The following is a 24,983-nucleotide window of genomic DNA, read 5'->3' as shown; positions in this document are numbered from 1 at the left end:
GCGGAAAAACAAAATAATCACAATAAACTCATTTATTTGTAATAAACAAAGTAATTCCTTTGTTTATTACCCTTGTTGGCTATCTTTGTGGTCTGCTTTATCTCTCCAGCTATCCGAATGCTGCAGATAAAGTTCCTAAACTGAATAATAATGGAAAAAGATGATTTGATGCTCGAACAACTGGCAAACCGTGAATACGAATTTGGCTTTGTTACAGCGATTGATATGGATATTTCTGAAATCGGACTCAACGAAGATACAGTAAGGTTTATTTCTGCAAAAAAGAATGAACCCCAATGGCTACTCGATTGGCGCATGAAAGGTTTCAAAGCTTTCCAGAAGCAAGAAATGCCACAATGGCAAAACTTTAAGATGCCCGAAATTGACTTCCAGTCTATTTCTTATTATGCCGCTCCTAAACAACAAGCAAAGTACGCCTCATTGGATGAAGTAGATCCTGAATTGCTGCGTACCTTCGAGAAATTAGGTATTCCGATGTCAGAACAGAAACACCTGGCGGGCGTTGCTGTGGACGTTGTCTTTGACAGTGTCTCGGTAACTACTACTTATAAAAAACACCTGAATGAACTGGGAATTATTTTCTGCTCTATCAGTGATGCCGTTAAAGAACACCCTGAGCTGATACAGAAATACCTGGGTTCTGTAGTTCCGCATACAGACAATGTTTTTGCTTCATTAAACACTGCAGTGTTTTCGGATGGATCTTTTGTTTACATTCCTAAAGGAGTTAGATGTCCGATGGAACTCTCTACCTACTTCAGGATCAATGCTGAAAATACAGGACAGTTTGAACGGACATTGATTATTGCTGACGAAGATAGTTATGTAAGTTACCTTGAAGGCTGTACTGCTCCAATGCGTGATGAGAATCAACTGCATGCTGCTGTCGTAGAATTAATTGCGATGAAAGGTGCAGAGATCAAATATTCTACTGTTCAGAACTGGTATCCTGGAGATAAAGAAGGAAAAGGCGGGATCTTCAATTTTGTGACCAAGCGTGGAGCCTGTCGTGGAGAGCGTGCTAAAATTTCATGGACACAAGTAGAAACTGGCTCAGCAATTACCTGGAAATATCCAAGTATTCTATTGCAGGGTGATTATTCTTCAGGAGAGTTTTATTCTGTGGCAGTGACTAATAATATGCAGATCGCAGATACTGGTACAAAAATATATCACCTTGGAGCGCATACTAAAAGCAGAATTATCTCTAAAGGTATCTCGGCAGGAAAAGGACAGAATAGCTATCGTGGTTTAGTGCAAATGGGCCCTAAAGCAGCATATGCACGGAACTTTACACAATGTGACTCTTTATTGATTGGTGACCTTTGCGGTGCACACACTTTTCCATATATCGAATCTAAAAATAATACTGCTACCATAGAACATGAAGCTACGACCTCTAAAATTGGAGAAGATCAGGTGTTTTACCTGAATCAACGTGGAATTGATGCAGAACAAGCCATTGCGTTGATCGTTAATGGATACGCAAAAGATGTACTGAATCAATTGCCAATGGAATTTGCAGTAGAAGCTCAAAAATTACTTTCTCTTACACTCGAAGGCAGCGTAGGGTAGACCATAAAAAAATAAAGAATACTATGTTATCAATAAAAAATCTTCATGCGAATATTGAAGGAAAAGAAATATTAAAAGGAATTAATCTGGAGGTGAAAGCCGGTGAAGTACATGCGATCATGGGCCCTAACGGCTCGGGCAAAAGTTCATTGGCATCCGTATTGGCAGGTCGTGAAAACTACGAAATTACTGAGGGTGAAGTTTGGCTTGACGGTAAAAATCTGTTGGATATGAAACCTGAAGTACGTGCACGTGAAGGCGTTTTTCTTGCATTTCAATATCCTGTAGAAATTCCTGGAGTATCGAATATTAACTTCTTAAGAACTGCATTAAGCGAAATCAGAATTCACCGTAATCTTCCACCGCTTTCAGCTAAAGAATTCCTGAAGATGACGAAGGAAAAACAAGCTTTAGTAGAGTTTGAAGCAAAATTGGCCAACCGTTCTCTAAATCAAGGTTTTTCGGGTGGAGAGAAAAAAAGAAACGAAGTATTTCAACTCGCCATGCTGGAACCAAAATTATCAATTTTGGATGAAACAGATTCAGGACTGGACATTGATGCTTTACGTATTGTATCCAGTGGTATCAATAAATTACGTTCGGCGGATAATGCTTTTGTATTGATTACACACTATCAGCGCTTATTGGAATATATCGTACCAGATTTTGTACACGTATTGTACAACGGTCAGATTGTGCGTTCTGGTACAAAAGAACTGGCATTGGAACTTGAAGAAAAGGGATACGACTGGTTGAAAGAAGAATTCCATGGCAATGAATCAATAAATAAAATATAAGATGGTAAATCAGTTAACAGCTCCATTCTATAATCAATTGATCGCTGAGTTTGAAAATGCTCCAAAAGGTGAAAATACCAATGGCGATTTATCAAAATCAAGAGAAGATGCCTTTGAGCTATTTAAAGCTAAAGGTTTTCCAACATCAAAAGATGAGGACTGGAAATTCACTAATCTGACTCCGTTTCTTACTGATACTTTCTCTTTAACTATAGGGGACACAGATCAGCAAGAGGTTAAAAAAGCAATAATTTCAGCAACTATACCAGGGCTGGATGCCTGGTTACTGGTTTTACTGAATGGTAAAATCCAATTTGACTTATCAGTTTTACCGGAGGTGGATCAATTGATTGTTCTTCCGCTTGAAAGTGTGATCAATACAGAAAGCTATAAAAATTATATCACCTGTAAAGAGGCAGAAGGGAATAGAATGTATGCGTTAAATACTGCATTTTTTACAGACGGATACTTCCTTGAAGTACCAAAAAATGTAGTATTAGACAAACCTGTACAGATTATTCATCTTTACACCGCTTCAGAAAATATGCTTTTTCAGCCACGCCACTTAATTGTTGTGAACGAAAATGCAAAGGCAGAGCTAATTGATAGCGCGGTTTCCTTAGGAAATGCACAACGCGTATTGATGAACAGTGTAACACAGGTAACAGTAAAAGAAAATGCTAACCTGATCCAATATGTGATTCAGGATAATGCAGCAGAAGACAGGCTGATTAATTATAACCACATTACACAAGAACGTAATAGTCGTTATGATAACTTCATGTTCAATTTGCCAGGTGCAGAATTAATCAGGAATAACCTGGAAATTGTGCTGAATGGTACTGCAACAGAAACGCATTTATTAGGGTTATACTTGGTAGCAGGTCATCAATTAACGGATAACCATACAGCTATTCACCATCGTTTCCCACATTGTGATAGCAATGAGATTTATAAAGGAGTATTGTTAGATAAAGGTAAAGCTGTATTTAACGGGAAAGTATTTGTAGAGCGTCCGGCTCAGAAAACCAATGCTTTTCAGCAAAATAATAACCTTTTACTAAGTGATAAAGCACAAGTATTTGCTAAACCGCAATTAGAGATTTTTGCAGATGATGTGAAGTGTAGTCATGGCTGTACCGTAGGACAATTCGATCCTGAATCATTATTTTACCTGCGCTCAAGAGGTATTTCTGAAGAATCATCACGAAAATTACTGGTAGAAGCATTTATGTTTGATGTTACTCAAAAAATTGAGAATGAAGCAATAAAGGATTTTGTTCAATCTTTAATTTATAAAAAGATGGAAAATTCATTAGCAACAATCATTTAAAAGAGGGTGGAAATGGGCAAATCAATAGCAGAAAATATCAGAGAGGACTTTCCTATACTACAGACAAAAGTATATGGAAAAGACTTGGTTTATCTTGATAATGCAGCAACAACACAAAAACCCATAGCAGTTTTAGCTGCTGTAGAGGATTATTATAAAACTTGTAACAGCAATGTGCACCGCGGTGTACACTTGCTTAGTCAGCAGGCAACAGCTGCTTACGAAGAAGCCCGTCACAAGGTGAGCAAATTTATAAATGCTGCTTTTACTCACGAGGTTATCTTCACTAAAGGGACAACTGACGGGATTAATTTAGTCGCTTCCTCATTTGGGAAGAAATTCCTGCAAAAAGGAGATAGTATCCTGATTTCTGCAATGGAGCACCATTCGAATATCGTGCCCTGGCAAATGATTTGTGAAGAACGGGGAGCGACCTTGAAGGTTATTCCCATGGATGAAAATGGCGTATTGCTATTAGATACCCTACCTGAACTTTTAAAGGAAAGTGTAAAGCTGGTCTCCGTTACTTATGTGTCAAATTCTCTGGGAACAATTAATCCAATCAGGGAGATCATTAAACAAGCACATGCCAAAGATATACCTGTAATGATTGATGCTGCGCAGGCTATACAGCATTTACCAATAGATGTACAAGAACTGGATGTTGATTTTCTTGCTTTCTCAGGACATAAAATTTACGGGCCTACCGGGATTGGTGTACTTTATGGTAAACAAACGTGGCTGAATATGATCCCTCCTTACCAGGGAGGTGGAGATATGATCAAAACCGTAACTTTCGAAAAGACGATTTACAATGATTTGCCCTATAAATTTGAAGCAGGTACTCCTGATATTTCTGGAGCGATCGGATTGGGGGCAGCTGTAGATTACGTGAATTCTATTGGTCTTGATGCTATACAAGAGAAAGAGGATGAATTATTAAATTATGCGCTGCAGCAATTGTCCGGTTTAACGAACCTTAAGTTTATCGGTAAATCCGCGCAACGTGCAAGCGTAATTTCATTTTTAATTGATGGTGTGCATCCTTATGATCTGGGAGAATTACTCGATAAACAGGGAATTGCGATCCGTACAGGGCATCATTGTACTGAACCAATTATGGACTTTTTTGGTATACCTGGAACATGCAGGGCATCATTTGCCTTTTACAATACGCATACAGAAATAGATTTACTGGTCGCAGGAATCAAAAGAGCTGCTGCTATACTCATATAATTTTTACAGATGACAATTAACGAACAACAGGACGAAATTATAGAAGAGTTTGAGCTCTTTTCAGACTGGATGGATAAATATGAGAATATCATCGATATGGGGAAAGAACTTCCTTTAATTGATGCGCAATATAAAGTCCCGGAGAATCTGATTAAAGGATGTCAGTCCAGTGTTTGGTTGCATCCGGAATACGTATCCGGTAAAATATTATTTACGGCTGATAGTGATGCTATTATTACTAAAGGCTTGATCAGTATGATGGTCCGGGTTTTATCCGGACATACTCCACAGGAAATAATAGATGCAGATTTATATTTTATAAATACCATAGGCTTACAAAATCATTTGTCTCCAAACCGTTCCAACGGGCTGCTGTCCATGTTAAAACAAATGAAAATGTACGCTTTGGCTTTTAAATCACAGGATTAAAAAGATAATATGATGAACGAACCATTGTTAAGAGATAAAATTGAAGAGGCGTTGCATACCATTTATGATCCGGAGATACCAGTAAATATTTATGAACTGGGCCTGATCTATAAAATTGATATGCTGGAAGATAATAACGTACATATTTATATGACCCTGACTGCACCAGCCTGTCCTGCTGCCGGAGAAATCCTGGGAGAAGTGGAAACTAAGGTGAAAGCAGTAGAAGGCGTAAATGAGGTAGAAGTACGTCTTACTTTTGATCCGCCATGGGATAGAGATATGATGAGTGATGAAGCAAGATTAGAATTGGGCTGGTTGTAATGGAAGAAAGTAAAGTGCCATTTAGGGAAGGTGCCGTAAACCTGCTGAAAACCAGCGGGCCGCAATCTCTATTGTCGCTTGCGCGGGAATTTAAGGTAACAGTAGAGGGGGCACGTTTCCAAATGCTCAGGCTGGAAAAAGAAGGGTTGGTAACTTCAAGTAAAACCGTCACAGGAAGGGGCAGGCCACAACAACTATGGTCACTCACCAGTATGGGACAATCAAGATTTCCCGATACACATGCTGCATTAACAGTGAAGTTAATGGAAGTGATGAAAGAACTGCTGGGTGAAGGAGCAGTTTCACAGCTTATTACTGCCAACGGCGAAAAAGGGACTAATAAATATCTAAAAGAATTAGAGGGAGTCTCCGACCTCGAAAAAAGAATTAATAGTTTTGTCTCTATCCGGACAAAAGAGGGCTACATGGCCCAGGTAATCAAAGATGATGAAGGATTTATCTTTATTGAAAATCATTGTCCTATCGGTGCTGCAGCTCATGCGAATCCTGCAATATGCAGTGCAGAGTTTAAAACTTTACAAACCGTTATGGGTGAGAATGTACCTATCAAACGCATAGAGTATATTGTTGACGGAGGCAGAAGATGTGCCTACCGTATTTCTTCTGCTACATCCTGATTTCTACACGCTGACCTTTCTTTCATTAAACTCAATTATTTGTATTTTCTTAATTGGTAATTATTATATATTTGATTATCAGTTGATTAGTTGTGCCGTCCATTTTTTCATTTCAACTATCACATAAAAACTGTTCATAATTGTACAATAGATGCGGATTTTTTGATAAATTTCGAGCGTTTGGGGCTGCTCCCAATTTTGCCAAATATAATTATTGCTCAAAATGTCTGAATTTATCGTAGCTCCGTTTTTGCTCGTCCGGTCCCCAGCTTATAGCTATAAAAATTTTAACGGAGTTTTTCTTCAGCAACAATTAAAAACTGATTTCTTCAGAGCAAGTCTGTTTTTTGCGAGTCAGACGCTATATATTGAATTAAAGAAAAAGGATTTTGACTATGCTCAATTCAATGAACAAGTTAGGGCTACGCTGTGGAAATATCTGAACAGAATGTGTTTCAGACCATTGCCATATGGACTGTTCTCTTCTTTTTCAATTGCACAATGGACATCCGAAAATACTAATAATTTGTTCTTTAGTGGTAAAGGTGAGTTGACAGCTCTTCCGGATTTTGTATCTGTACTGGACTATATCAACGAATTAAACATAGCGGATTTGCCCACTATCAATTACTATACAAATAATTCAATGTATACGGCAGCTGGAGAATTGTATTTTGTCAGCGAAGCGTATTCTGAACAGGACAAACATGTTATTGTCCATTTAAAAGTTATCCCAGGTCTGAAGAAGTTGTTGAAATTTATAAGCCAGGGGCAGACCAAAGATGCTATTATAAATTATTTGATAGCACAATACGGTGAGGAGGCCGGTGCTGACAATTATTTTGATCATTTAGTTAATGGAGGGGTCATCGTTTCAGAACTCAGACCAAATGTTACGGGAACATTGTATAACGAACGTTGTGTTGATCTGCTGGAAAAATATACTCAGCTTGATCTGGATAAGATCAGTACATTCTCTATACCTGTTAATGATCAGGATAGTGTATTACCCGGATTGAATAAGCATATAGCAGAGGTGCTCACCAGGAATGAAAAAAGTGCACCATATAGCCTATATCAACGCGAAATTTCTGGTGGGCTAAGCAAGGAGATACATCCTGAATTTATTTCATTGATCAATAATCTGGACAAGCTAACTAAAGATAGGAATGAGGAACCAATGCTTGCCTTTAAAGCCTCCTTTATAAAAAAATATGAACGTCAGGAAGTTCCATTAATGGAAGTCATGGATCCGGGAGTTGGTCTTGGGTATGATAATCTCACTTCGGCTTTTGATAATCAGGATGATGAATTCGTAGCTGATTTACTGAGGAAAAATGAATCAAAAAGTACGATAAAATGGGGAGAAGCAGAAAGAATGCTCTTTGAAAAATGGGGTGATTTTTCAGGAACAGGATCAGGTAAAATCCTGCTCACACAAAAGGATATTGATCTATTGCCGGAAAGTAAATCAGTATTACCGCCTGGCATGTTTCTTTTATACAAGAATGTCGATCGGGAATTGTGGATAGATCAAATAGGGGGGATGTCCGGAATCGAGCCAGGAGCCCGATTTGGAATTACAAATTCGGAAATTGATAATCAGCTTCAGGAGATATGCGAACAAGAGATGTCCGTAAATCATGATTTTATATTTGCCGAAATTGCCTTTTCTCCAGCTAACAGAACTTCAAATATCAATCAGCGGGGGCATTTTTATCCCTACGAAATTCCTATACTTACGCATCCGACACGGTCATCAGCGCATACCATTAAATTGAATGATCTGGTTATTTCGATAAGTAATAATACTATTTTGTTAAGATCAATTAAGCTCAACAAATACATCATACCAAGACTTTCTTCAGCCTATAATGTTCAGCTCACTACTATTCCTGTATTCAGATTTTTGTGCGATTTGCAGTACCAGGGAATTAAGGCAAGTTTATCATTTTCTTTGAAAGACTTTTTTCCTGGTATGTCATTTTATCCACGCGTACAGCTCAACAATACTGTTATTTCTGCGGCAACATGGATATTAAATCAAGATAAAATAAATAAAATAATTGCACAGAATCAGTCTTTTTGGGAAGAATTGGCGCTACCTGTGTATTTCAGCTTGAATGAAATGGATAACTTTCTTGTATTTAACAAGAATAATAATGATGACCTTGAATTATTTAGAAAATGCATCAGAAATAAAGACTCGGTAACGCTGAAAGAATATGTTTTTCCTGATTGTGCAGATATACAAGATACAGAAAAGCGGCCTTACCTAAGCCAATATATAACCTGTGTAGTCAATCAGTCTAAATCATATGCTTTGCCTCAATCCAAATCCAATAGAATTGCAGCGCTTAAAAAATTAAAGGTTAAACGGACATTTTTTCCGGGTGATGAATGGCTATACCTTAAATTGTACGCGCATGATTCATTAATGGACAATATTTTAATGAATACAGTGTTCCCGGTTATTCAAAAATACAAGAAAAAAGATGCGGCGTTTAAGTGGTTTTTTATCAGATACAAGGACACCGGTCATCATATCAGATTACGGTTCTTTATCGATAGAGAATTGGCTCATAACTTATTACTGGAGCTCAATACACAGTTAAAACCACTATGTGATGCGGGCAAAGTGTCAGAGATTTCGCTGGATACTTATCAGAGAGAACTGGAGAGATATTCTGGCGAATTAATACAGGAAATTGAATCTTTATTTTATCACGATAGTGAATATATCCTGACTGCCTTTCAAATAGGTGGGGTAGACTTAAGGTCTAAATTATGCTTTGCAGTGCATTCTGCACTTTTGATTGTCAAGAATTTTATAAAGGATAAAGATCAGCGGTTTGAGTTCTTTAATCAAGTTCTTTCCGGCTTTTCAAATGAATTTAGTAACACCGATAAAATAACTGTTCGTAAACTGGATCTTAAATATCGGAATTTCCGGAAAGAGCTGATTGAAAGTGAACATTTGTCTGGCAGAGAAAATAACAGTATTTACCCGTATTTTAATCAAATGCTTAAAGCACTCAACGACAAAATATCACACAGGGCACCTGCAGATAAATATAATTTAATCGCAAGTCTGATCCATATGCATATGAACAGAATATTTGAAAGTAAGCCCAGAGAATATGAGTGCCTGACCTATCATTTTATGAATAAGCATCAGGCCTATCTCAATTATACGACTAACGATGAGTTTTAATAACGTTGCTATTTACCTTTTTTAAAAGCTGATCCTTAAAAGAAGAGCCAATAGGCAGGATCATCTTGTCAATCATTATTTTATTACCCTCCATCATTGTTACTTTGTCAATATTAATAATGTATGATTTATGAATTCTGATGAAATTATTAGTTGGTAATCCTGCTTCAATCTCCTTCATTGTGAGGTAGATAATGTGGTTGTTTTGAGGGGTGTGAATAACTATGTAGTTGTTTAACCCTTCAATATATTCCACATCATCATAATTAACTTTGAGCATTTTACCTTTGATTCCTGGATTAACGAAAAAATAACTTTCATTTTTAGGCAGGCTCTGTGGCCGCTGTCCTTCAATCTTATCAATAACTTTGGTTACTGATTTTAAGAATTTTTCAAAGGAAATAGGTTTTAGCAAAAAATCAGAAATATTTTTCTCAAATCCCTGTACTGCATAGCCTGCATGACCGGTTGTGAAAATAATGGCTGTATTCTTATAAATTAAATCTGCTACATCCAGACCAGACATTTCGGGCATATCGATGTCAAGGAAAGTGATATCTATATCTTTATTTTCATTAATATATTTAATAGCCTCCAGTGGATTTTGCGAGGTGGAAATGATTTCCAGCTGTGCACTGTCTGCAGCATATTTTTTTAGTGTTTCGATGGCATGAGATTCATCATCTATTATAAAACATTTATACATAAAGGTTATAAGGTTATTTGAAGCTTGAACGTATAATCATCTGCAGTTTCTACGATTTGGATTTCATGGGCATCCGGATAATATGCGTCAAGCCTTAGTTTTAAATTTTTAAGACCTATACCGTGGCTGTGAATAGGTTTTCTGGTTCTTATTTTTCTGTTGTTTATCGTAAATTCCAATTCATTGTTTTTAATTTCGAGATTGATTTTTACTGGGTATTCTGTATTTTTAAGGTCTGCATATTTAAAAATATTTTCAACTGGTGTTAATAAAATCAAGGGAAGTATCTGAAGGTTAGCCGTATTTCCCGTAATGGTGAAAGATAACTGTAAATTATGATCAAACCTAAATTGATTTAAGTCTATAAAAGAAGCTATCTGTTCTATTTCTTCTGAGAGGTCTACTTTTCCATTTTGCGGTATTTCAGTTAAAGCATACCGCATGATATCAGAAAGTAAAAGTATGGGTTTAGTTAATTGAGGGGCTGTCGTTATTGCAGAATTATGAAGGAAATTTAAGGTGTTGAACAGAAAATGAGGATTGATCTGTGATTTTAAATAAGCGACCTCAGAATCAATGAGCTTTTTCTCCAATTGCTGATGGTGGACCTGATCGAGTAGTTTGTTTTTCTCCAGGTCAGTGATTTCTTTGCGTTGCGTAATAATATTTAAAGCAAACCAGTATGCCGTACTTAGTCCGAAAATATAGATAAACCTATAGGCAATTCTGGCAATATAGTCTAAAGTCATCGTAAACGGTACAGCCGTTGAATTACCAATGGCAACAAAAAACCAGGTAATAGCGTATTTTAGTGCTAAATAAGCTATTAATTCCAGTAATATGAACAGTATACCAATATATGTAGGTTTTTTATAGACCAGCGGCCACACTAAATAGGTGTTAATGTAGAAAAAAATAATGTTCAGTGCATAAGCAAATATATAATCTGCAGGGGAAGACATTGGAATATGCAGCAGAAATATAAGGAGAAATTCATAAGCAATAAATAATGTCCATACAAAAATATGAGCACGGTAAAATTTGAAATTTTTTGAGCTAGATGAGAAAATCATTATTTCAAATATAAGAGATTATATGATTATTTACCTTGAGAATAAGCGTGTTCGTGTAATAACTTTTCTAATGTTAAAGGATACTCTTATCATTATCAAAAATCAAACGCTGTTATTATGAAAAAAATAAAATCGACTCTTTTGAAATTAGAATTGACACCAGTTTATCAAATCTGTTCAGTAAAGAAATCTCCAGACACTCAGTATCCCTATACTTCTACGCCCGAGACTATTGTCAGTATAACTATTGGTGGAAACTTTTAATTATAAGAACATACAATACATCTGCCTGTCCTGAATAATTAGTCAATAAAAAAGTACCAATGATTTTCATTATGATCATTGGTGCTTTTTTTTTGTGGCAACCTAATCTTGGCTCTGAATTTGATTAACTGTTTATAGTTAATAATGAATTCAAATCAAACCAGGTCTATTATGAAAACGATGAAATTATCGAAGTTGAAAATTGCGCTTTTTTTGTGTGCAGGCTTATTCTTAAGCGCTTCGGTTAATGCACAGGAAAAGGAAGAAAAGAAAGTAAAAGATGCAACAACCGTTCTTGCAGATTTTAGTAAGATGAAGGAATCGATCCCTTCAGAATTACTGGCTGTTACGCAAGGAATTATTGTCGTACCAAAACTGATTAACGCAGGTTTTGTAATCGGGGCAAAAAGAGGGAAGGGTGTTGCCATGGTTAAACGTGCTGACGGTACCTGGAGTAATCCTGTTTTTGTAACCATTACCGGAGGCAGTATTGGTGCACAGATTGGTGTTCAATCCGTAGACCTTGTTTTAGTTTTTAAACATAGCAATAGTCTGACCGATATTAAAAAGAGCAGTTTCACGCTTGGTGGTGACCTTTCTGTCGCTGCCGGTCCTGTGGGCAGAAATTCGACGGCAAATACAGATTATAAACTGGAAGCTGAGGTTTATTCCTATTCCCGCAGTAAAGGTCTTTTTGCTGGCATTTCGTTAAATGGGGCTTCTCTTGCTATAGATGCACCGTCGAACACTTCTTTTTATGGAAAAGCAATGACTGCCCATAAAATATTCGATGCAGCTGACAATTCTTCAGTCATCGTTAAAGAATTAAAATCGACTCTGACAAGTATGCAAAAATAATTATTGCACAGGATCAATGTCCTGAAATTCCCGGCTGCAGTATACAGTTGGGAATTTTTTTTAAACTAAAATCCGGGATATCGGTTATTATCATGTTTTAAATTAAACATTAAAATCATGGCTAAATATTCAAAAAAAGCAAGCGAGAAAGTTGAAGAAACTATGCATGAGATGAAAGAAGGTAAATTGAAATCAGGAAGCGGAGCAAAAGTGACCTCTAAAAAACAAGCAGTAGCCATCGGTCTTTCTGAAGCAAGAAAAGCAGGAGCGAAAGTGCCAAAGAAAAAATAACTAAGCTTGACGGTCGATTAAAAATTCACGCTGATAATTCAGTGGACTTTTGCCTGTAATAGACTTGAAATATTTATGAAAGCTGGCAAAGTTATAAAAGCCACTCTCATAACAAATCTGTTTCACGTTAATCTTGTTTTCAATTAACAACTTACAAGCATGACCTATTCTTATTTCATTAATGAATTGAGAATAGGTTTTTCTGGTTCTGGATTTGAAATATCTGCAAAAATAATTTACGCTCACATGTGCAATATCTGCGACCTCCTGTGTTTGAATTTTACGTTTAAAATTGGCTAAGGAGAATTCATAGATCGCATGTATCCTGTCATTTTCTGAATCTTCGAAATTGTGTTTAAAGCCTATTGAAGAAAGTAGTCTTGTTTTAGTACAAGTACCAATAGCAGTCAGCGCTTCCATCAGGAGGATAATTTTCTTTGAGCCCTCAGCTTGTAAAAGTTGTTCCAACAACTCACCAATGTTGTTTTTCATTGGTCCGCCAATCTGAATTCCTCTTCTTGCTTTTTCAAGTGTAGTTTTAATTAACTTGTTTTCTGGTAAATTGAGGAAAACATCTCCCCAGAAATTCTCATTGAAATGAATTACACGTACATCAGCACTCGTATTTACCTGCTCATCAAAATACACATCATCAAATCTCCAATAATGCGGTAGATGGGCACCGATTAAAATTACATCACCAGACCGGAAACGTTTAATACTATCTCCAATAAACTGGGTACCATTACCTTTTTTAAAATGAATCAATTCTACCTCGGTGTGATAATGCCAGCGGTTATTAATGTAAGGCACATTATCCTGCCTGGCATTGAAAGAATGAATTGGGTTCGGAGATGCTTTTAAAAGTTGAGGTTTCATTTTTTTGTTACAAATGATGGCTGATGAAAGGTAAATATGCCAAAATCATTTAATCTTTCGTTCAAATGATAAAATAAATAAAATCAAAAATACTTTCCTTTGAGTAAACAAAGATACCCACGCTCTAAAAATTGAAAATAGATAAATGAAGACATATTGTTTAACGCTTGATTTGATTAATGATCCGGAACTTATCCGGGAATACGAAAAATGTCATCAGAAAATATGGCCTGAAATCTATGCCAGTATTAAAAACTCAGGAATAAACAGGATGCAGATTTATCGTTTCTCCAACCGGCTTGTGATGCGGATGGAAGTGAATGATACTTTCAGCTTTGACTATAAAGCTGCACTTGATGCAGAAAATGAAAGCGTGCAGGAATGGGAAAAGCTGATGTGGAAATATCAGCAGGCCTTGCCAGGCGCCAGGCCTGGAGAAAAATGGATGTTAATGACTCAAATTTTTGAACTTGAATAATATGGCGTCTTTAGAAACAACTTACCTTATACAAATCCATCCATCAGACAATGTATTGGTCGCACTGGTTGATTTACCAGCAGGGTTTAAAGTAAAGTTTAATGCGCTGACTTTTGATATTATCGCACCGATAGCCGCCAAGCACAAATTTACCATGCATGATCTGTCTGAAGGGAACAGTATTTTCATGTATGGCGTGCTGGTGGGTAAAGCAAGCGAAGACATACCTGCCGGACACCCGATTACAGTAGATAACGTAAAACATGCTGCTGAGAGCTATCAATTGGGAGAAAGGAAAACCTGGTGGCAGCAACCAGATACTACAGCTTTCAAAGATAAAACCTTTATGGGATTTCACCGGAAAGATGGTTCCGTTGGTACGGCTAACTATTGGATTGTGATCCCGCTTGTATTTTGCGAAAACCGCAATGTAGAGGTTTTAAAAGAAGCGCTGACCGATAAATTGGGCTTTAAGAAGACTAAAAGCTATGAAAATGAAGTAGACGGACTGATCGCTTTATATAAAACAGGCAAGAGTATAGAAGATATTTTGCAGGCCGACCTGCAGCATACCGCTTCAGCAGCCCCGGGTAATAAACTGTTTCCAAACATAGATGGAATTAAATTTCTAAACCACGATATGGGCTGCGGTGGAACAAGGATGGATTCTGATGCACTTTGTGGTTTGCTGGCCGGATATATTACCCACCCTAATGTAGCGGGAGCAACCGTGCTGAGTTTGGGCTGTCAGCATGCACAAATTAGTATTCTGGAAGCGGAAATTAGCAAAAGAGATCCCAAATTCAGTAAACCACTGGTTATTCTGGAACAACAAAAATTAGGAACCGAAAGTAAACTCTTGCAAGAAGCACTCAAACAAACATTTACCGGTTTAATGCTGGCCAACCAGGAAGAAAGAACGCCCGCACCCTTATCTAAATTATGTATAGGCCTGGAATGTGGAGGATCTGATGGATTTTCAGGGATTTCTGCTAACCCGGCCCTTGGTCATCTTTCAGACTTACTGGTTACTTTGGGGGGAAGTGTTATCCTGGCTGAATTTCCAGAATTATGCGGGGTTGAACAAGAATTGAGTGACCGTTGCATAGATATACCTACCGCTAACCGGTTTATGGGGCTAATGAGCACTTACAATGCCCTGGCAGAAGCTACAGGGTCTGGATTTTATGCAAATCCTTCTCCCGGAAATATAAAAGATGGCTTAATTACAGACGCCATAAAATCTGCTGGTGCAGCAAAAAAAGGAGGTAATTCTCCTGTAACTGCAGTTTTGGATTACCCGGAGAAAGTGACAAAACCTGGCCTTAACTTATTGTGTACTCCAGGCAGTGATGTAGAAAGTACAACAGCTGAGGTAGCCTCAGGCGCAAATATTGTACTTTTCACCACAGGCTTGGGAACACCGACAGGAAACCCCATTGCACCAGTGATTAAACTCTCCACAAATACAGTTTTATTTAATAAGATGCCAGATATTATTGATATTAACTGTGGTACTATCATTGAAGGCACTGAAAGTATTGAACAGGCAGGAGCGCGTATCCTGCACTATGTCATTGAGGTGGCAAGCGGGCTTATCAAACCTAAAGCTGTAACCTTAGGGCAGGATGATTTTATTCCATGGAAAAGAGGTGTTTCATTATAATTTAATATATGTTTAGTTTAGAAGGAAAAATAGCCGTGGTTACCGGTGGTGGAAGTGGTATAGGAAAAGCTATCGCTATCCTGTTTGCCAAACAAGGTGCAATCGTACATATTATAGAACTCAATGCAGCAGCAGAGGAAACGGTCAGTGAAATCCAGAAAAATAAAGGTCAGGCCCACGGACATAGTTGTGATGTAAGTAACCAGAACCAGGTATTGGATATATTTAACCAGATTGGTTCAGTAGATATTCTGGTCAATAATGCTGGCATAGCACATATTGGGAAGGCAGGTACTACAAGCGAAGAAGATTTCGATAAGGTATTTGCTGTGAATGTGAAAGGAGCCTACAATGCTTTATTTGCAGCTATTCCCTTCTTAAAAGAGAGTAAAAGTCCGGTGATTTTGAATATGGCTTCTATTGCGGCTGCGGTAGGTATTACCGACAGATTTGCCTATTCCATGAGTAAAGGAGCGGTATACGCCATGACGATGTCTGTTGCAAGAGACTACCTCGAAGATGGTATTCGTTGTAATAGTATTTCTCCGGCAAGAGTTCATACGCCTTTTGTAGACGGCTTTATCTCAAAAAATTATGCAGGACAGGAAGAAGAAGTATTTGAAAAATTATCTAAAAGTCAGCCGATTGGAAGAATGGGCAAACCTGAAGAGATAGCTGCACTGGCCTTATATCTATGTGCAGAAGAATCTGGATTTATTACAGGAAATGATTATCCGATTGATGGAGGATTTATAAAACTTAACAACTAAAAATATTTATGAAATTAATAAGATGGGGCGATGCCGGCCGGGAAAAGACAGGTGTAATTATCAATGATAATAAATATGATACTTCTGCTTTCGGCACAGATTATAATGAAGATTTTTTTGAGGAAAACGGATTGGCAAGACTAGCTGAATTTGTCAAAGCTAACGCTGGTAAACTAGCGATTATCCCAGAATCAGAACGCTTAGGCTCACCAATTGCACGTCCGTCTAAAATTATATGTATAGGTTTAAACTACGCAGACCATGCGAAAGAAACCAATGCACCGCTGCCAGTTGAACCTATCATTTTTATGAAATCGACCACGGCATTAACAGGGCCAAATGATGCGATTATTGTACCTAAAAACTCAGTTAAAACAGATTGGGAAGTTGAACTTGCAGTGGTTATCGGTAAAAAAGCAAGTTATGTTGAAGAGGCTGAGGCCTTAGCTTATGTTGCAGGATATACCTTACACAATGATGTTTCGGAACGTGAATTTCAAATCGAAAGAGGCGGGACCTGGGACAAAGGAAAAGGTTGTAATACATTTGCTCCATTAGGCCCTTTCCTGGCTACTCCTGATGAATTAGGTGAGCTTAATAAATTACGGTTATGGCTAAAAGTAAATGGTAAAACCATGCAGGATGGCAATACCTCCAACTTTATTTTTTCTATTCCATTCGTAATTTCTTACGTAAGTCAGTTTATGACTTTACTTCCCGGAGATGTCATTTCTACAGGAACACCTGCCGGAGTTGGACTTGGATTTAATCCGCCAGTATATCTGAAAGCCGGTGATGTAGTAGAACTGGGCATTGATGGCCTTGGAACTTCCAGACAAGAAGTAAAAGCTTACGTTAAAAATTAATATCATTTAATCATTAATAATGGATCTGCAATTAAAAGATAAAATTGTCATCGTTACCGGCGGGGCAAAAGGGATTGGCGAAGGAATTGTTCGTCAATTGGCAAATGAAGGCGCTATACCTGTTATTATCGGAAGGAAAGAAGCTGATAACCTGAAACTCGTCAATGAAATTATTAGTGAAGGCCAACAAGCTTTCCAGGTAGTTGCAGAACTGACAGATCCGCTGATTGCAGCACAAACCATTCAGACGATTATCAATACTTTTGGCCGGATAGACGGTCTGATAAATAATGCCGGAGTGAATGATGGGGTAGGTCTGGAAAATGGGAACTATCAGGATTTTGTAGCCAGCCTGCATAAGAATGTAATCCACTATTACCTGATGGCCCATCATGCACTTCCTTATTTGAAAAAAAGCAAAGGTTCGATTGTAAATATTGGCTCAAAAGTAGCGGATACAGGTCAGGGAGGAACATCAGCCTATGCCGCATCAAATGGCGCAAGAAATGCGCTGACCAGAGAATGGGCTGTAGAATTATTACCTTACAGTATCCGCGTAAACGCTGTGATCGTAGCTGAGTGTTACACCCCTTTGTATCAAACCTGGATCAGCTCGCTGCCAGAACCTGAAAAGAAACTGAAAGATATTGCTGCTAAAATTCCATTTGAACAGCGCATGACCACTACAGAAGAGATCGCCAATACCGTTGTTTTTCTGCTCTCACCAAGATCAAGTCATACCACAGGACAGTTAGTTTACGTGGACGGAGGATATGTGCATCTTGACCGGTCCATCAGTTCCTGAGATATTTTGCAGCAGAAGCTGTGAACAGCCTGTAAGATTTCTATATTTGCAAAATGTTCAGAAGCATTCTCGTACATCTGCTGATTTTTACCACATTGACCGCTAACTTTAGCCAGGTCTTTGTGCAGGCAGGGTTTGAACTGAACGAGAACTATATCGTCTCCAAACTCTGTATTAACCGCGATAAGCCGCAAATGCACTGCAATGGTAAATGTTACCTGACGCGTAAATTAAAACAGGCAGAGCAAAAGGAAAAGAGCAGAGAACGTGAAACTCAAAGGAGTATGCACCAATTAGGTGTAGTCGTTGAAAAACTATTGTTTAATCCTTATACAACCCTGGTGATGCAGGAATATAAGGAAGAATTACCTTTTCGCCTGCCAGCATATGCTGCTGAAATCTTTCAGCCTCCCCGCATATAATTCTATTCTTATTGAACCAGAACCCGGATGATTTTTTAAAATCTTCAGGGAACAGGTATGACATCCCGGTCAGCATGTCCTTACGCTGTTTTGAAATTTAACTGTCAAATCAGCGTGAAGAAGCGGATTGATACGGGCAATATTTATATGAATTATAATTTATCAATTAATGAAACTTTTCAGATTAATGCTGCTATTGGCTTCTTTTGCCTTTTTTAAGCAAAACGTTCAGGCGCAAAACCAGCCCATAACAGGTAATATATATGACTCTCAAACCAGGCAGGCCCTTGCCGGTGTAAGTATCAAAACATCCGATAATAAACTACTGACCGTATCCGATAAAAATGGATACTTTAAAATTGAAAATACCACCCCGGATCAACATTACAAATTCATCCTTGTCGGTTTCAAACCACAGGAAGTTGATTATAGTAAAAAAGAAGGTAGCCTGAATATCCAGCTCGATGCCGATGAATCCAGCCTGAACGAAGTACGTGTAACCGGTTTTGCCGGAAACCGTACCAAAAAAGAAACTGCTGGTTCTATCGGAATGATTACCAGTGCAGACCTTAACCGCGGCAGCGGATTATCCTTTCAATCCGCCCTGAACTCTATTCCCGGAGTAAGAATGGATCAGAGCACACTCTCTGAAGCCAGGATTGCGATTCGTGGAAACGGCGTCAGATCCTCTTACGGATTAAGAAATATAAAAGTCTACCTGAATGATATTCCAGTTACAGAGGCCGACGGAACAACCCGTATTGAAGCCTTGGACGTGAACAGCATCGGCAGGGCCGAAGTGATCAAAGGTCCCGCATCAAGCATTTACGGTGCAGGAACAGGTGGCGTGATTAATTTCCAATTACAACGCTCACCCTATCAGGAGCAAAGTCTGGAAGCATCAGGCTTAGCAGGCAGCTACGGTTTACATCGGCTGGCAGCAACTTACCGTAACGGCGGAGACAAAATTAACAGCTATGTTTCTTACGGATGGCAGGAATATGACGGTTACAGAGACCACAGCAATGACATGCGCAGATTCTTATCCGGTAACTTTCAGCTTTTCCCAAGCAATAAACGAATCATCACGCTTTTACTGAACAGAACAACACAGTATTCGCAGATCCCCGGATCACTGACTGCTGACCAGGTGGCTGCAAACCCCCTGCAAGCCAATGCCAGTAACCTCGATAAGCAAGCCGGACGCTACCAAACCTGGACCAGGGTTGGCTTAGGACAGCAATATCAAATCAATGATCAATTGTCCAACAGCACCAGCGTTTTTACTTATTCCTACGATTTGAATCATCCCTTACCTTATGCCTACCTAAGGAATTACTATCAAAGTTACGGCGGAAGAACAAGCTTTACCTATAACCCCGGTTTCTCCCAATTACCAACTAAATTTATTGTAGGCGCAGAGTTTAACGAAGGCCTCACTAAAGGAACCCAATATGTCAATAACAAAGGTACCGAGGGCGCACTCAATGGAAATATAGATTACCGGAATACATTGTACTCTTTATTTTATCAATCGGAGACACAACTCGGAGCAAACACCCTGCTAACTTTGGGTTTAAGCTACAATAGCCTGAAATATGATGTCTCCAACTATTTGGTGCCAGCACAAAGCGGAATAAAAGATTTTAAACCTCAGGCTACTCCAAGAATTGCGATCAGTCATAATTTCTCTGATGCCCTGAGCTTACATGGAAGTGTAAGTACTGGTTTTTCTCCACCATCCAGCTCCGAAGTGAAAAATGTGGACGGCTCAATTAATCCAACCCTGCAAGCCGAAAAAGCAATAAATTATGAAATTAACGCCAAAGGTAATTTGCTGAATTCGCGATTAAGTTATGACCTTTCTGTCTTCAAAATGGACATGAAGGGGGAGTTAATCGGACAATCCGTACAACAGGGCATTACCATTTATAACAATGCAGGTAAAACAACACACAACGGAGCAGAACTAGCCTTATCCTGGCAAATTCTAAAAGCAGAAGATCACAAAGAGATAGCTAGCCTGAGACCTTTTGTTGCCTTAACCTATTCAGCTTTCAAGTTTAAGGATTATCAGATTCTGGATGCGAATAATGCCATAACCGCCTCTTACAATGGAAATGCACTGACTGGAATTTCACCCTGGGTAATCAGCGCTGGTCTTGACCTGGAAACTCGTTTTGGATTATACGGTTATCTGAATTATTACTACAATGATAAAATGCCATTAAATGATAAAAACACAGACTATAACCCATCATATCAGGTAGCTGGCCTTAAAGCAGGCTATAAGAAAAGGTTAGGAAAAGTATTCGAGATAAATGTTTACGGCGGTATTGATAACCTTTTCAACGAATCCTATAGCTCAATTCTATCATTAAATGCAATTGGCTACAGCGGTGCGCAGCCAGCCTACTTTAACCCTTCGCCTAAAAGAAACGGTTATGCAGGACTAAACCTGAAATATTTCTTCTAAAAACTGATTCTTCAAATCGGAAGAACTTTAACTAAAACAGGCTTTACTATTTCAAGACATTGGCCGCCCCTTCAGGCGGGCGCCGACTTGAAATAGTAAAGCCTGTTTTAATTTTAGACAAAAGGCAGTTCCCTTCCAGGAACTAATTTCCTCACACAATCAGTTTCTTCACAGCAACCACCTTTTGTTTTAATTAAACACAGAAAATAAACTATTCCTGTGTAATCTGGCGAACCGAAATTGAATTCGCAGTAGACCCTGTAATATAAACAGTATAAATTTTATTAGCAGCAAGCGCTGTTAAATCAAAGTTTCCCAAACTTGTAGACTGGCCGGCTGCAAAAACCTGAAGAGAAAGAACACCAGGGGTTATAGTAGCGAAATTTGTTGCTACGTCGCGGCCAAGATTTGCGGCCAGATTTTCACCAGATGAACGTCTGATGTCAATATTAGCCGGAGCCGCATCACTTAAATGTACAAACCTTACTTTAGCCTGGCCACTAACAGGTGCACTTCTGTCATCTTCAAAAATTTTAACTCTGGCAGCTTGTCCATCTCCCGCTAAAAAAACAGTATAATTAGAACCGTTTTTAATATCCGCTTTACCTGTTGCATAAGCTGTTGAAGAACCATCAGTTCTAAATTCCATAACCAGGTTATTACCAGAATTTGTGGAAATATAAGCCGATGCATTTGCAAAAGCTAATCCTCCATTTACAACTGCTGTATTTGCCAGGTAGAATCCTTGATTAGCAGAGGCAGGAGAAGCATTCACAACTTTAACATTGGCTGATCCCGAACTATCAACATCGTTTTTCTTACAAGAAGTTACAAATACAGCAAGAGATAAAATAGCGGTGCCCTTCAATAAGTTTTTTAATACTGATCTTGTTTTCATAAATTGATTTAATTAAATAGGTAATTATTTTTGAATAACATTGTTGTTACGACTGACCGTTTGCAACAATTAATCCGCAGCACTTGATTTCTTAATTGAAAATCAAAAATTTAAATATATCTAACAGTTAATCAATGTTTTATGGTGTTATTAAATAATATTTAAAACTTTTAGGAGTAATTTGAGATTTGCAAAAATAAGTGTACTAAATAATGTACACTGGAGCGATGCTGACACGTTTTTTGTATCCAGATGAAATCACCATGAACCCCTTACTAAATACACAACCGAATTAAACTTTCTGCCTCGCCACCTGTCTACCATTTATCAATATAATTATTGATACCGTGTGTTTAATATTAAATGATATGAACATGAAAAAGCTAGTTTTAATGCTGTTTATAACAGCCGTTGTATTTTCAGGATGTTCCTCCTACAACTATTACGCAGTGGCTCATAAACCACTCGACCCTGCAAAATATAAAACCTTCGCCTGGATACCCGAGGGAAAATCAAAATCAACCTCTATCTATGATAATGATGTAGCCACAGATAAGATTGTAGAATCGGCTAGTCAGGAAATGAAAAACAGAGGCTTTGCTCTGCAAAGTGATCATCCCGATTTATTACTCAGGTACACTGCAGTAGTGAATAAGGAAGTGAAAGATTATACCGACCCGGTTTATTATAATCCGCCATCCAGAATACTTCCACGTGTTTCCTATTACGGGGGCAGGAGAGTTTATTACTATTCATATTATAACCCATTGCCAATTTATGTCGGTGACCGGGAAAGAAGTATAAGAATTAAAGCTAATAGTATCATGATTGATATTATCGATCGTAAATCATCTAAAGTAATCTGGAGAGGCTGGGCAGAAGGAGAAGTCAATAATCCTGAAAAAGCAATCAATGAAATACCCGGTGTCATCAGCAATATTTTTAAAAAGCTGCCTCAATAAAAGAACTGGAATTAAGTCGTGGAGGTTAACCACCAGGTATTCCCAAAAGGATCCTGGATACCTCCACACCTTCCATAATCCATATCAGCTACTTCGGTAACTACAAAAGACCCATGGAAGATGGCCCGCTGAAATGTTTCATCCGCATCGCCCACGTAGATAAAAAAATTACCAACTGCTTTCCCATACTTATCTGCCGCTTCTGACAGCAGCAGTATACTATGTCCGACTTTAATTTCGGCAGATAAAACTGTTCTGTTATCACTTGCTATATTTAATGATTTTGTCTCTGCATTGAAAACAATTTTAGCGAATTCAATAAATTCTATTGCATTTTCGAGCATCAGATAGGGGAGAGTCGTATGTTGATCCTTGTAATTATTCATGGACGTAATTTTTTCGTTATACCTGCTGTTCTTAAATTGGCAAGATGATAAGTTTAACAAATAAGGTAACCAGCAGTTTTTTTATTCCTGTCAATACCCTGAAATCTTATTAATAACTTAATATACGTGTAAAAAAGATGAATTTAATGATATAGCTCATAAATGTATAAACACAAGAAACAGACAGCTTTTAGTCTTTTCATAAAAACTGACTATGTTCTTAAAGTTGTCAGAATGTAAAATTTAATCATCTTATGATAATTATCTCTATATTGCCCAAAACTATACTGGAAATAATAATCGGATTTCTATTTTTGCGGAGATTTAGATGGATGAATTCTGCCTTTAAGCTCTCCGTCTGATAAATTTAGAATAACCCAAGTTCAAACAATGCATAACCAAGGAAAGAAAATCAGAGTTGCAATTTTAGGCGTAGGTAATTGCGCCAGCTCATTAGTACAAGGCGTGGAATTTTACACTAAACATGCAGAAAAGACATCAGGATTGATGGCTAATGATATCGGTGGATATAAAGCAGCTAACATTGAATTCGTTTGCGGATTTGATGTAGATGAAAGAAAAATCGGTCACCCGTTAAAGGATGCCATTTTTGCTAAACCAAATTGTACGATCATATTAAATGCTGACATAGAATCAGAAGCTCCTATCTACAGATCACCAGTTATTGATGGAGTATCTCCACAAATGATTGCGTATCCTGAAGCTAACAGATTCGTCATCAAAGATGAATTAAAGAATACTGATATTTTGATTGATAGCGTAACCTACGATCAAGCTCAGGTAACTGCTTTACGTGCTGAAATTGTTGCGCAATTGCGTAAACACGAAGCCGAAGTATTAATCAACTACCTTCCTGTTGGCTCACAATTAGCTACAGAATTCTATGCAGAAATCTGTATTGAATTAGGTATTTCTTTAGTAAACTGTATTCCTGTATTTATTGCTTCAGATCCTGCATGGGAGCAAAGGTTTATAGATGCTGGTATCCCAATTATCGGAGATGACATGCGCAGTCAATTCGGCGCAAGTATTGTTTCTCAGATGCTTCAGGAGCTGGCTTTCGAAAGAGGTCACCATGTGAAGGCTCACATTCAGAGAAATGTTGGTGGAAATACAGATTTCCTTAACATGGAAGACAAAAATCGTCTGAAATCTAAAAAGATCTCTAAAGAAAACGTAATCCGTGCACAAAACGATATCAGAGGTATCTCTACAGAAGACAGTTTCCTTCACGCTGGCCCTTCAGAATATATCGCTTATTACGGAGACAATAAAGTGGCTAACTTCCGTCTGGAATTAGAAGGCTTTATGGGAGCACCTGTAATCTTCGATGCGCAACTCTCGGTTCAGGATTCTCCTAACTCTGCTGGTGTAGTTATCGATGCGATCAGATACGTTTATGTGGCTAGAGAATTAGGCCTGGTAGGTGCTCTTAGAGGACCATCAGCTTCTACTCAGAAAACTCCACCAGAGCAAATGATGTTTAGTGATGCAATCTACGAATGTCATGCATTGGCTAAACGTGAGTTAACAGCATCAACAAAAAAACAATTGAAAAAATAGCGCTTACAGCAATATAAAAAAACGGCTCAGAC

At 38.1% G+C, this 24,983-nt stretch carries 25 protein-coding genes; 20 read left to right on the top strand and 5 right to left on the bottom strand.

Going from position 1 to position 24,983, the window contains the following annotated elements; genetic code table 11:
* The first annotated feature begins 150 nt into the window (after nt 1-150).
* The 8 genes from sufB (at nt 151) to ABIB30_RS08360 (ending at nt 9,567) form a co-directional block, all read left to right on the top strand.
* Nucleotides 151-1,596 (top strand): Fe-S cluster assembly protein SufB, encoded by a 1,446-nt coding sequence (sufB, locus tag ABIB30_RS08395; protein ID WP_111632646.1) that lies wholly within the window; start codon nt 151-153, stop codon nt 1,594-1,596.
* A 23-nt stretch (nt 1,597-1,619) separates the two neighbouring features.
* Complete coding sequence (gene sufC / locus ABIB30_RS08390; protein WP_354301006.1) at nt 1,620-2,393, top strand: Fe-S cluster assembly ATPase SufC; 774 nt, start codon at nt 1,620-1,622, stop codon at nt 2,391-2,393.
* A 1-nt stretch (nt 2,394) separates the two neighbouring features.
* Nucleotides 2,395-3,726: a Fe-S cluster assembly protein SufD gene (sufD, locus tag ABIB30_RS08385; RefSeq protein ID WP_354301004.1), complete on the top strand. Its 1,332-nt coding sequence runs from the start codon at nt 2,395-2,397 to the stop codon at nt 3,724-3,726.
* 12 nt (nt 3,727-3,738) lie between these two features.
* On the top strand, nt 3,739-4,962 hold the full coding sequence (locus ABIB30_RS08380; protein ID WP_354301002.1) for an aminotransferase class V-fold PLP-dependent enzyme: 1,224 nt from the start codon (nt 3,739-3,741) through the stop codon (nt 4,960-4,962).
* A 9-nt stretch (nt 4,963-4,971) separates the two neighbouring features.
* Entirely contained in the window at nt 4,972-5,391 is a 420-nt protein-coding gene (locus ABIB30_RS08375; RefSeq protein ID WP_354301000.1) for a SufE family protein, read from the top strand.
* Between the two features lie 9 nt (nt 5,392-5,400).
* Nucleotides 5,401-5,715, top strand: coding sequence for an SUF system Fe-S cluster assembly protein (locus tag ABIB30_RS08370; protein WP_232324691.1), 315 nt, complete (start codon nt 5,401-5,403; stop codon nt 5,713-5,715).
* Complete coding sequence (locus ABIB30_RS08365; RefSeq protein WP_354300998.1) at nt 5,715-6,353, top strand: helix-turn-helix transcriptional regulator; 639 nt, start codon at nt 5,715-5,717, stop codon at nt 6,351-6,353. Before ABIB30_RS08370 ends, ABIB30_RS08365 begins: the two co-directional genes overlap by 1 nt.
* A gap of 223 nt (nt 6,354-6,576) precedes the next feature.
* Nucleotides 6,577-9,567, top strand: a complete 2,991-nt coding sequence (locus tag ABIB30_RS08360; protein ID WP_354300996.1) for a lantibiotic dehydratase — start codon at nt 6,577-6,579, stop codon at nt 9,565-9,567.
* Here the strand turns inward: ABIB30_RS08360 and ABIB30_RS08355 are convergent.
* Both ABIB30_RS08355 and ABIB30_RS08350 read right to left on the bottom strand, forming a co-directional pair.
* Nucleotides 9,551-10,273 carry a LytR/AlgR family response regulator transcription factor gene (locus tag ABIB30_RS08355; protein ID WP_068396649.1) on the bottom strand — a complete coding sequence of 241 codons (723 nt, stop codon included), beginning with the start codon at nt 10,271-10,273 and terminating at the stop codon, nt 9,551-9,553. The genes ABIB30_RS08360 and ABIB30_RS08355 overlap by 17 nt on opposite strands.
* A 5-nt stretch (nt 10,274-10,278) precedes the next feature.
* Entirely contained in the window at nt 10,279-11,235 is a 957-nt protein-coding gene (locus ABIB30_RS08350; protein ID WP_354300994.1) for a sensor histidine kinase, read from the bottom strand.
* Nucleotides 11,236-11,463: 228 nt separating this feature from the next.
* On the opposite strand from ABIB30_RS08350, the gene ABIB30_RS08345 reads away from it, so the two are divergent.
* From ABIB30_RS08345 to ABIB30_RS08335, 3 genes are all read left to right on the top strand, one after another.
* Nucleotides 11,464-11,610: a hypothetical protein gene (locus ABIB30_RS08345; protein WP_354300991.1), complete on the top strand. Its 147-nt coding sequence runs from the start codon at nt 11,464-11,466 to the stop codon at nt 11,608-11,610.
* Between the two features lie 171 nt (nt 11,611-11,781).
* Nucleotides 11,782-12,468, top strand: a complete 687-nt coding sequence (locus tag ABIB30_RS08340; protein ID WP_354300989.1) for a lipid-binding SYLF domain-containing protein — start codon at nt 11,782-11,784, stop codon at nt 12,466-12,468.
* 117 nt (nt 12,469-12,585) lie between these two features.
* A complete protein-coding gene (locus tag ABIB30_RS08335; protein ID WP_354300987.1) occupies nt 12,586-12,759 on the top strand; it encodes a DUF6496 domain-containing protein in 174 nt (57 codons plus the stop codon).
* Here ABIB30_RS08335 and ABIB30_RS08330 read toward each other — a convergent pair whose 3' ends face one another.
* Nucleotides 12,760-13,638 (bottom strand): AraC family transcriptional regulator, encoded by an 879-nt coding sequence (locus tag ABIB30_RS08330; RefSeq protein WP_354300985.1) that lies wholly within the window; start codon nt 13,636-13,638, stop codon nt 12,760-12,762.
* A gap of 145 nt (nt 13,639-13,783) precedes the next feature.
* On the opposite strand from ABIB30_RS08330, the gene ABIB30_RS08325 reads away from it, so the two are divergent.
* The 7 genes from ABIB30_RS08325 to ABIB30_RS08295 all read left to right on the top strand — a co-directional run bounded on the left by ABIB30_RS08325 (nt 13,784) and on the right by ABIB30_RS08295 (nt 21,121).
* The gene (locus tag ABIB30_RS08325; protein WP_354300983.1) at nt 13,784-14,116 is read left to right on the top strand and encodes an L-rhamnose mutarotase; all 333 of its coding nucleotides are present in this window, start codon (nt 13,784-13,786) and stop codon (nt 14,114-14,116) included.
* A 1-nt stretch (nt 14,117) separates the two neighbouring features.
* Nucleotides 14,118-15,782 (top strand): UxaA family hydrolase, encoded by a 1,665-nt coding sequence (locus tag ABIB30_RS08320; protein ID WP_354300981.1) that lies wholly within the window; start codon nt 14,118-14,120, stop codon nt 15,780-15,782.
* 8 nt (nt 15,783-15,790) lie between these two features.
* Nucleotides 15,791-16,552 carry an SDR family NAD(P)-dependent oxidoreductase gene (locus tag ABIB30_RS08315; RefSeq protein WP_354300980.1) on the top strand — a complete coding sequence of 254 codons (762 nt, stop codon included), beginning with the start codon at nt 15,791-15,793 and terminating at the stop codon, nt 16,550-16,552.
* Nucleotides 16,553-16,560: 8 nt separating this feature from the next.
* Nucleotides 16,561-17,418, top strand: a complete 858-nt coding sequence (locus tag ABIB30_RS08310) for a fumarylacetoacetate hydrolase family protein (RefSeq protein ID WP_354300978.1) — start codon at nt 16,561-16,563, stop codon at nt 17,416-17,418.
* 19 nt (nt 17,419-17,437) lie between these two features.
* On the top strand, nt 17,438-18,223 hold the full coding sequence (locus tag ABIB30_RS08305; protein ID WP_354300976.1) for an SDR family oxidoreductase: 786 nt from the start codon (nt 17,438-17,440) through the stop codon (nt 18,221-18,223).
* A gap of 53 nt (nt 18,224-18,276) precedes the next feature.
* Nucleotides 18,277-18,645 carry a hypothetical protein gene (locus ABIB30_RS08300; protein WP_354300974.1) on the top strand — a complete coding sequence of 123 codons (369 nt, stop codon included), beginning with the start codon at nt 18,277-18,279 and terminating at the stop codon, nt 18,643-18,645.
* Between the two features lie 169 nt (nt 18,646-18,814).
* Nucleotides 18,815-21,121 carry a TonB-dependent receptor domain-containing protein gene (locus ABIB30_RS08295; RefSeq protein ID WP_354300972.1) on the top strand — a complete coding sequence of 769 codons (2,307 nt, stop codon included), beginning with the start codon at nt 18,815-18,817 and terminating at the stop codon, nt 21,119-21,121.
* Between the two features lie 211 nt (nt 21,122-21,332).
* On the opposite strand, the gene ABIB30_RS08290 is transcribed toward ABIB30_RS08295, so the two are convergent.
* Nucleotides 21,333-22,019 carry a DUF4397 domain-containing protein gene (locus tag ABIB30_RS08290; protein WP_354300970.1) on the bottom strand — a complete coding sequence of 229 codons (687 nt, stop codon included), beginning with the start codon at nt 22,017-22,019 and terminating at the stop codon, nt 21,333-21,335.
* 374 nt (nt 22,020-22,393) lie between these two features.
* Here ABIB30_RS08290 and ABIB30_RS08285 point away from each other — a divergent pair, with 374 nt between their 5' ends.
* Nucleotides 22,394-22,981 (top strand): DUF4136 domain-containing protein, encoded by a 588-nt coding sequence (locus ABIB30_RS08285; protein ID WP_354300968.1) that lies wholly within the window; start codon nt 22,394-22,396, stop codon nt 22,979-22,981.
* Nucleotides 22,982-22,992: 11 nt separating this feature from the next.
* Here ABIB30_RS08285 and ABIB30_RS08280 read toward each other — a convergent pair whose 3' ends face one another.
* Entirely contained in the window at nt 22,993-23,367 is a 375-nt protein-coding gene (locus ABIB30_RS08280; protein ID WP_354300966.1) for a VOC family protein, read from the bottom strand.
* 390 nt (nt 23,368-23,757) lie between these two features.
* Between ABIB30_RS08280 and ABIB30_RS08275 the strand changes: the two genes are divergently transcribed.
* Nucleotides 23,758-24,951 carry an inositol-3-phosphate synthase gene (locus tag ABIB30_RS08275; protein ID WP_354300964.1) on the top strand — a complete coding sequence of 398 codons (1,194 nt, stop codon included), beginning with the start codon at nt 23,758-23,760 and terminating at the stop codon, nt 24,949-24,951.
* The last annotated feature ends 32 nt before the right edge of the window (nt 24,952-24,983 follow it).

The organism is Pedobacter sp. UYP1 (genome assembly GCF_040547305.1).
Lineage (GTDB): Bacteria > Bacteroidota > Bacteroidia > Sphingobacteriales > Sphingobacteriaceae > Pedobacter.
Note: the sequence above shows the minus strand (reverse complement) of the source record. Positions and strands in the feature narration are given on the sequence as shown.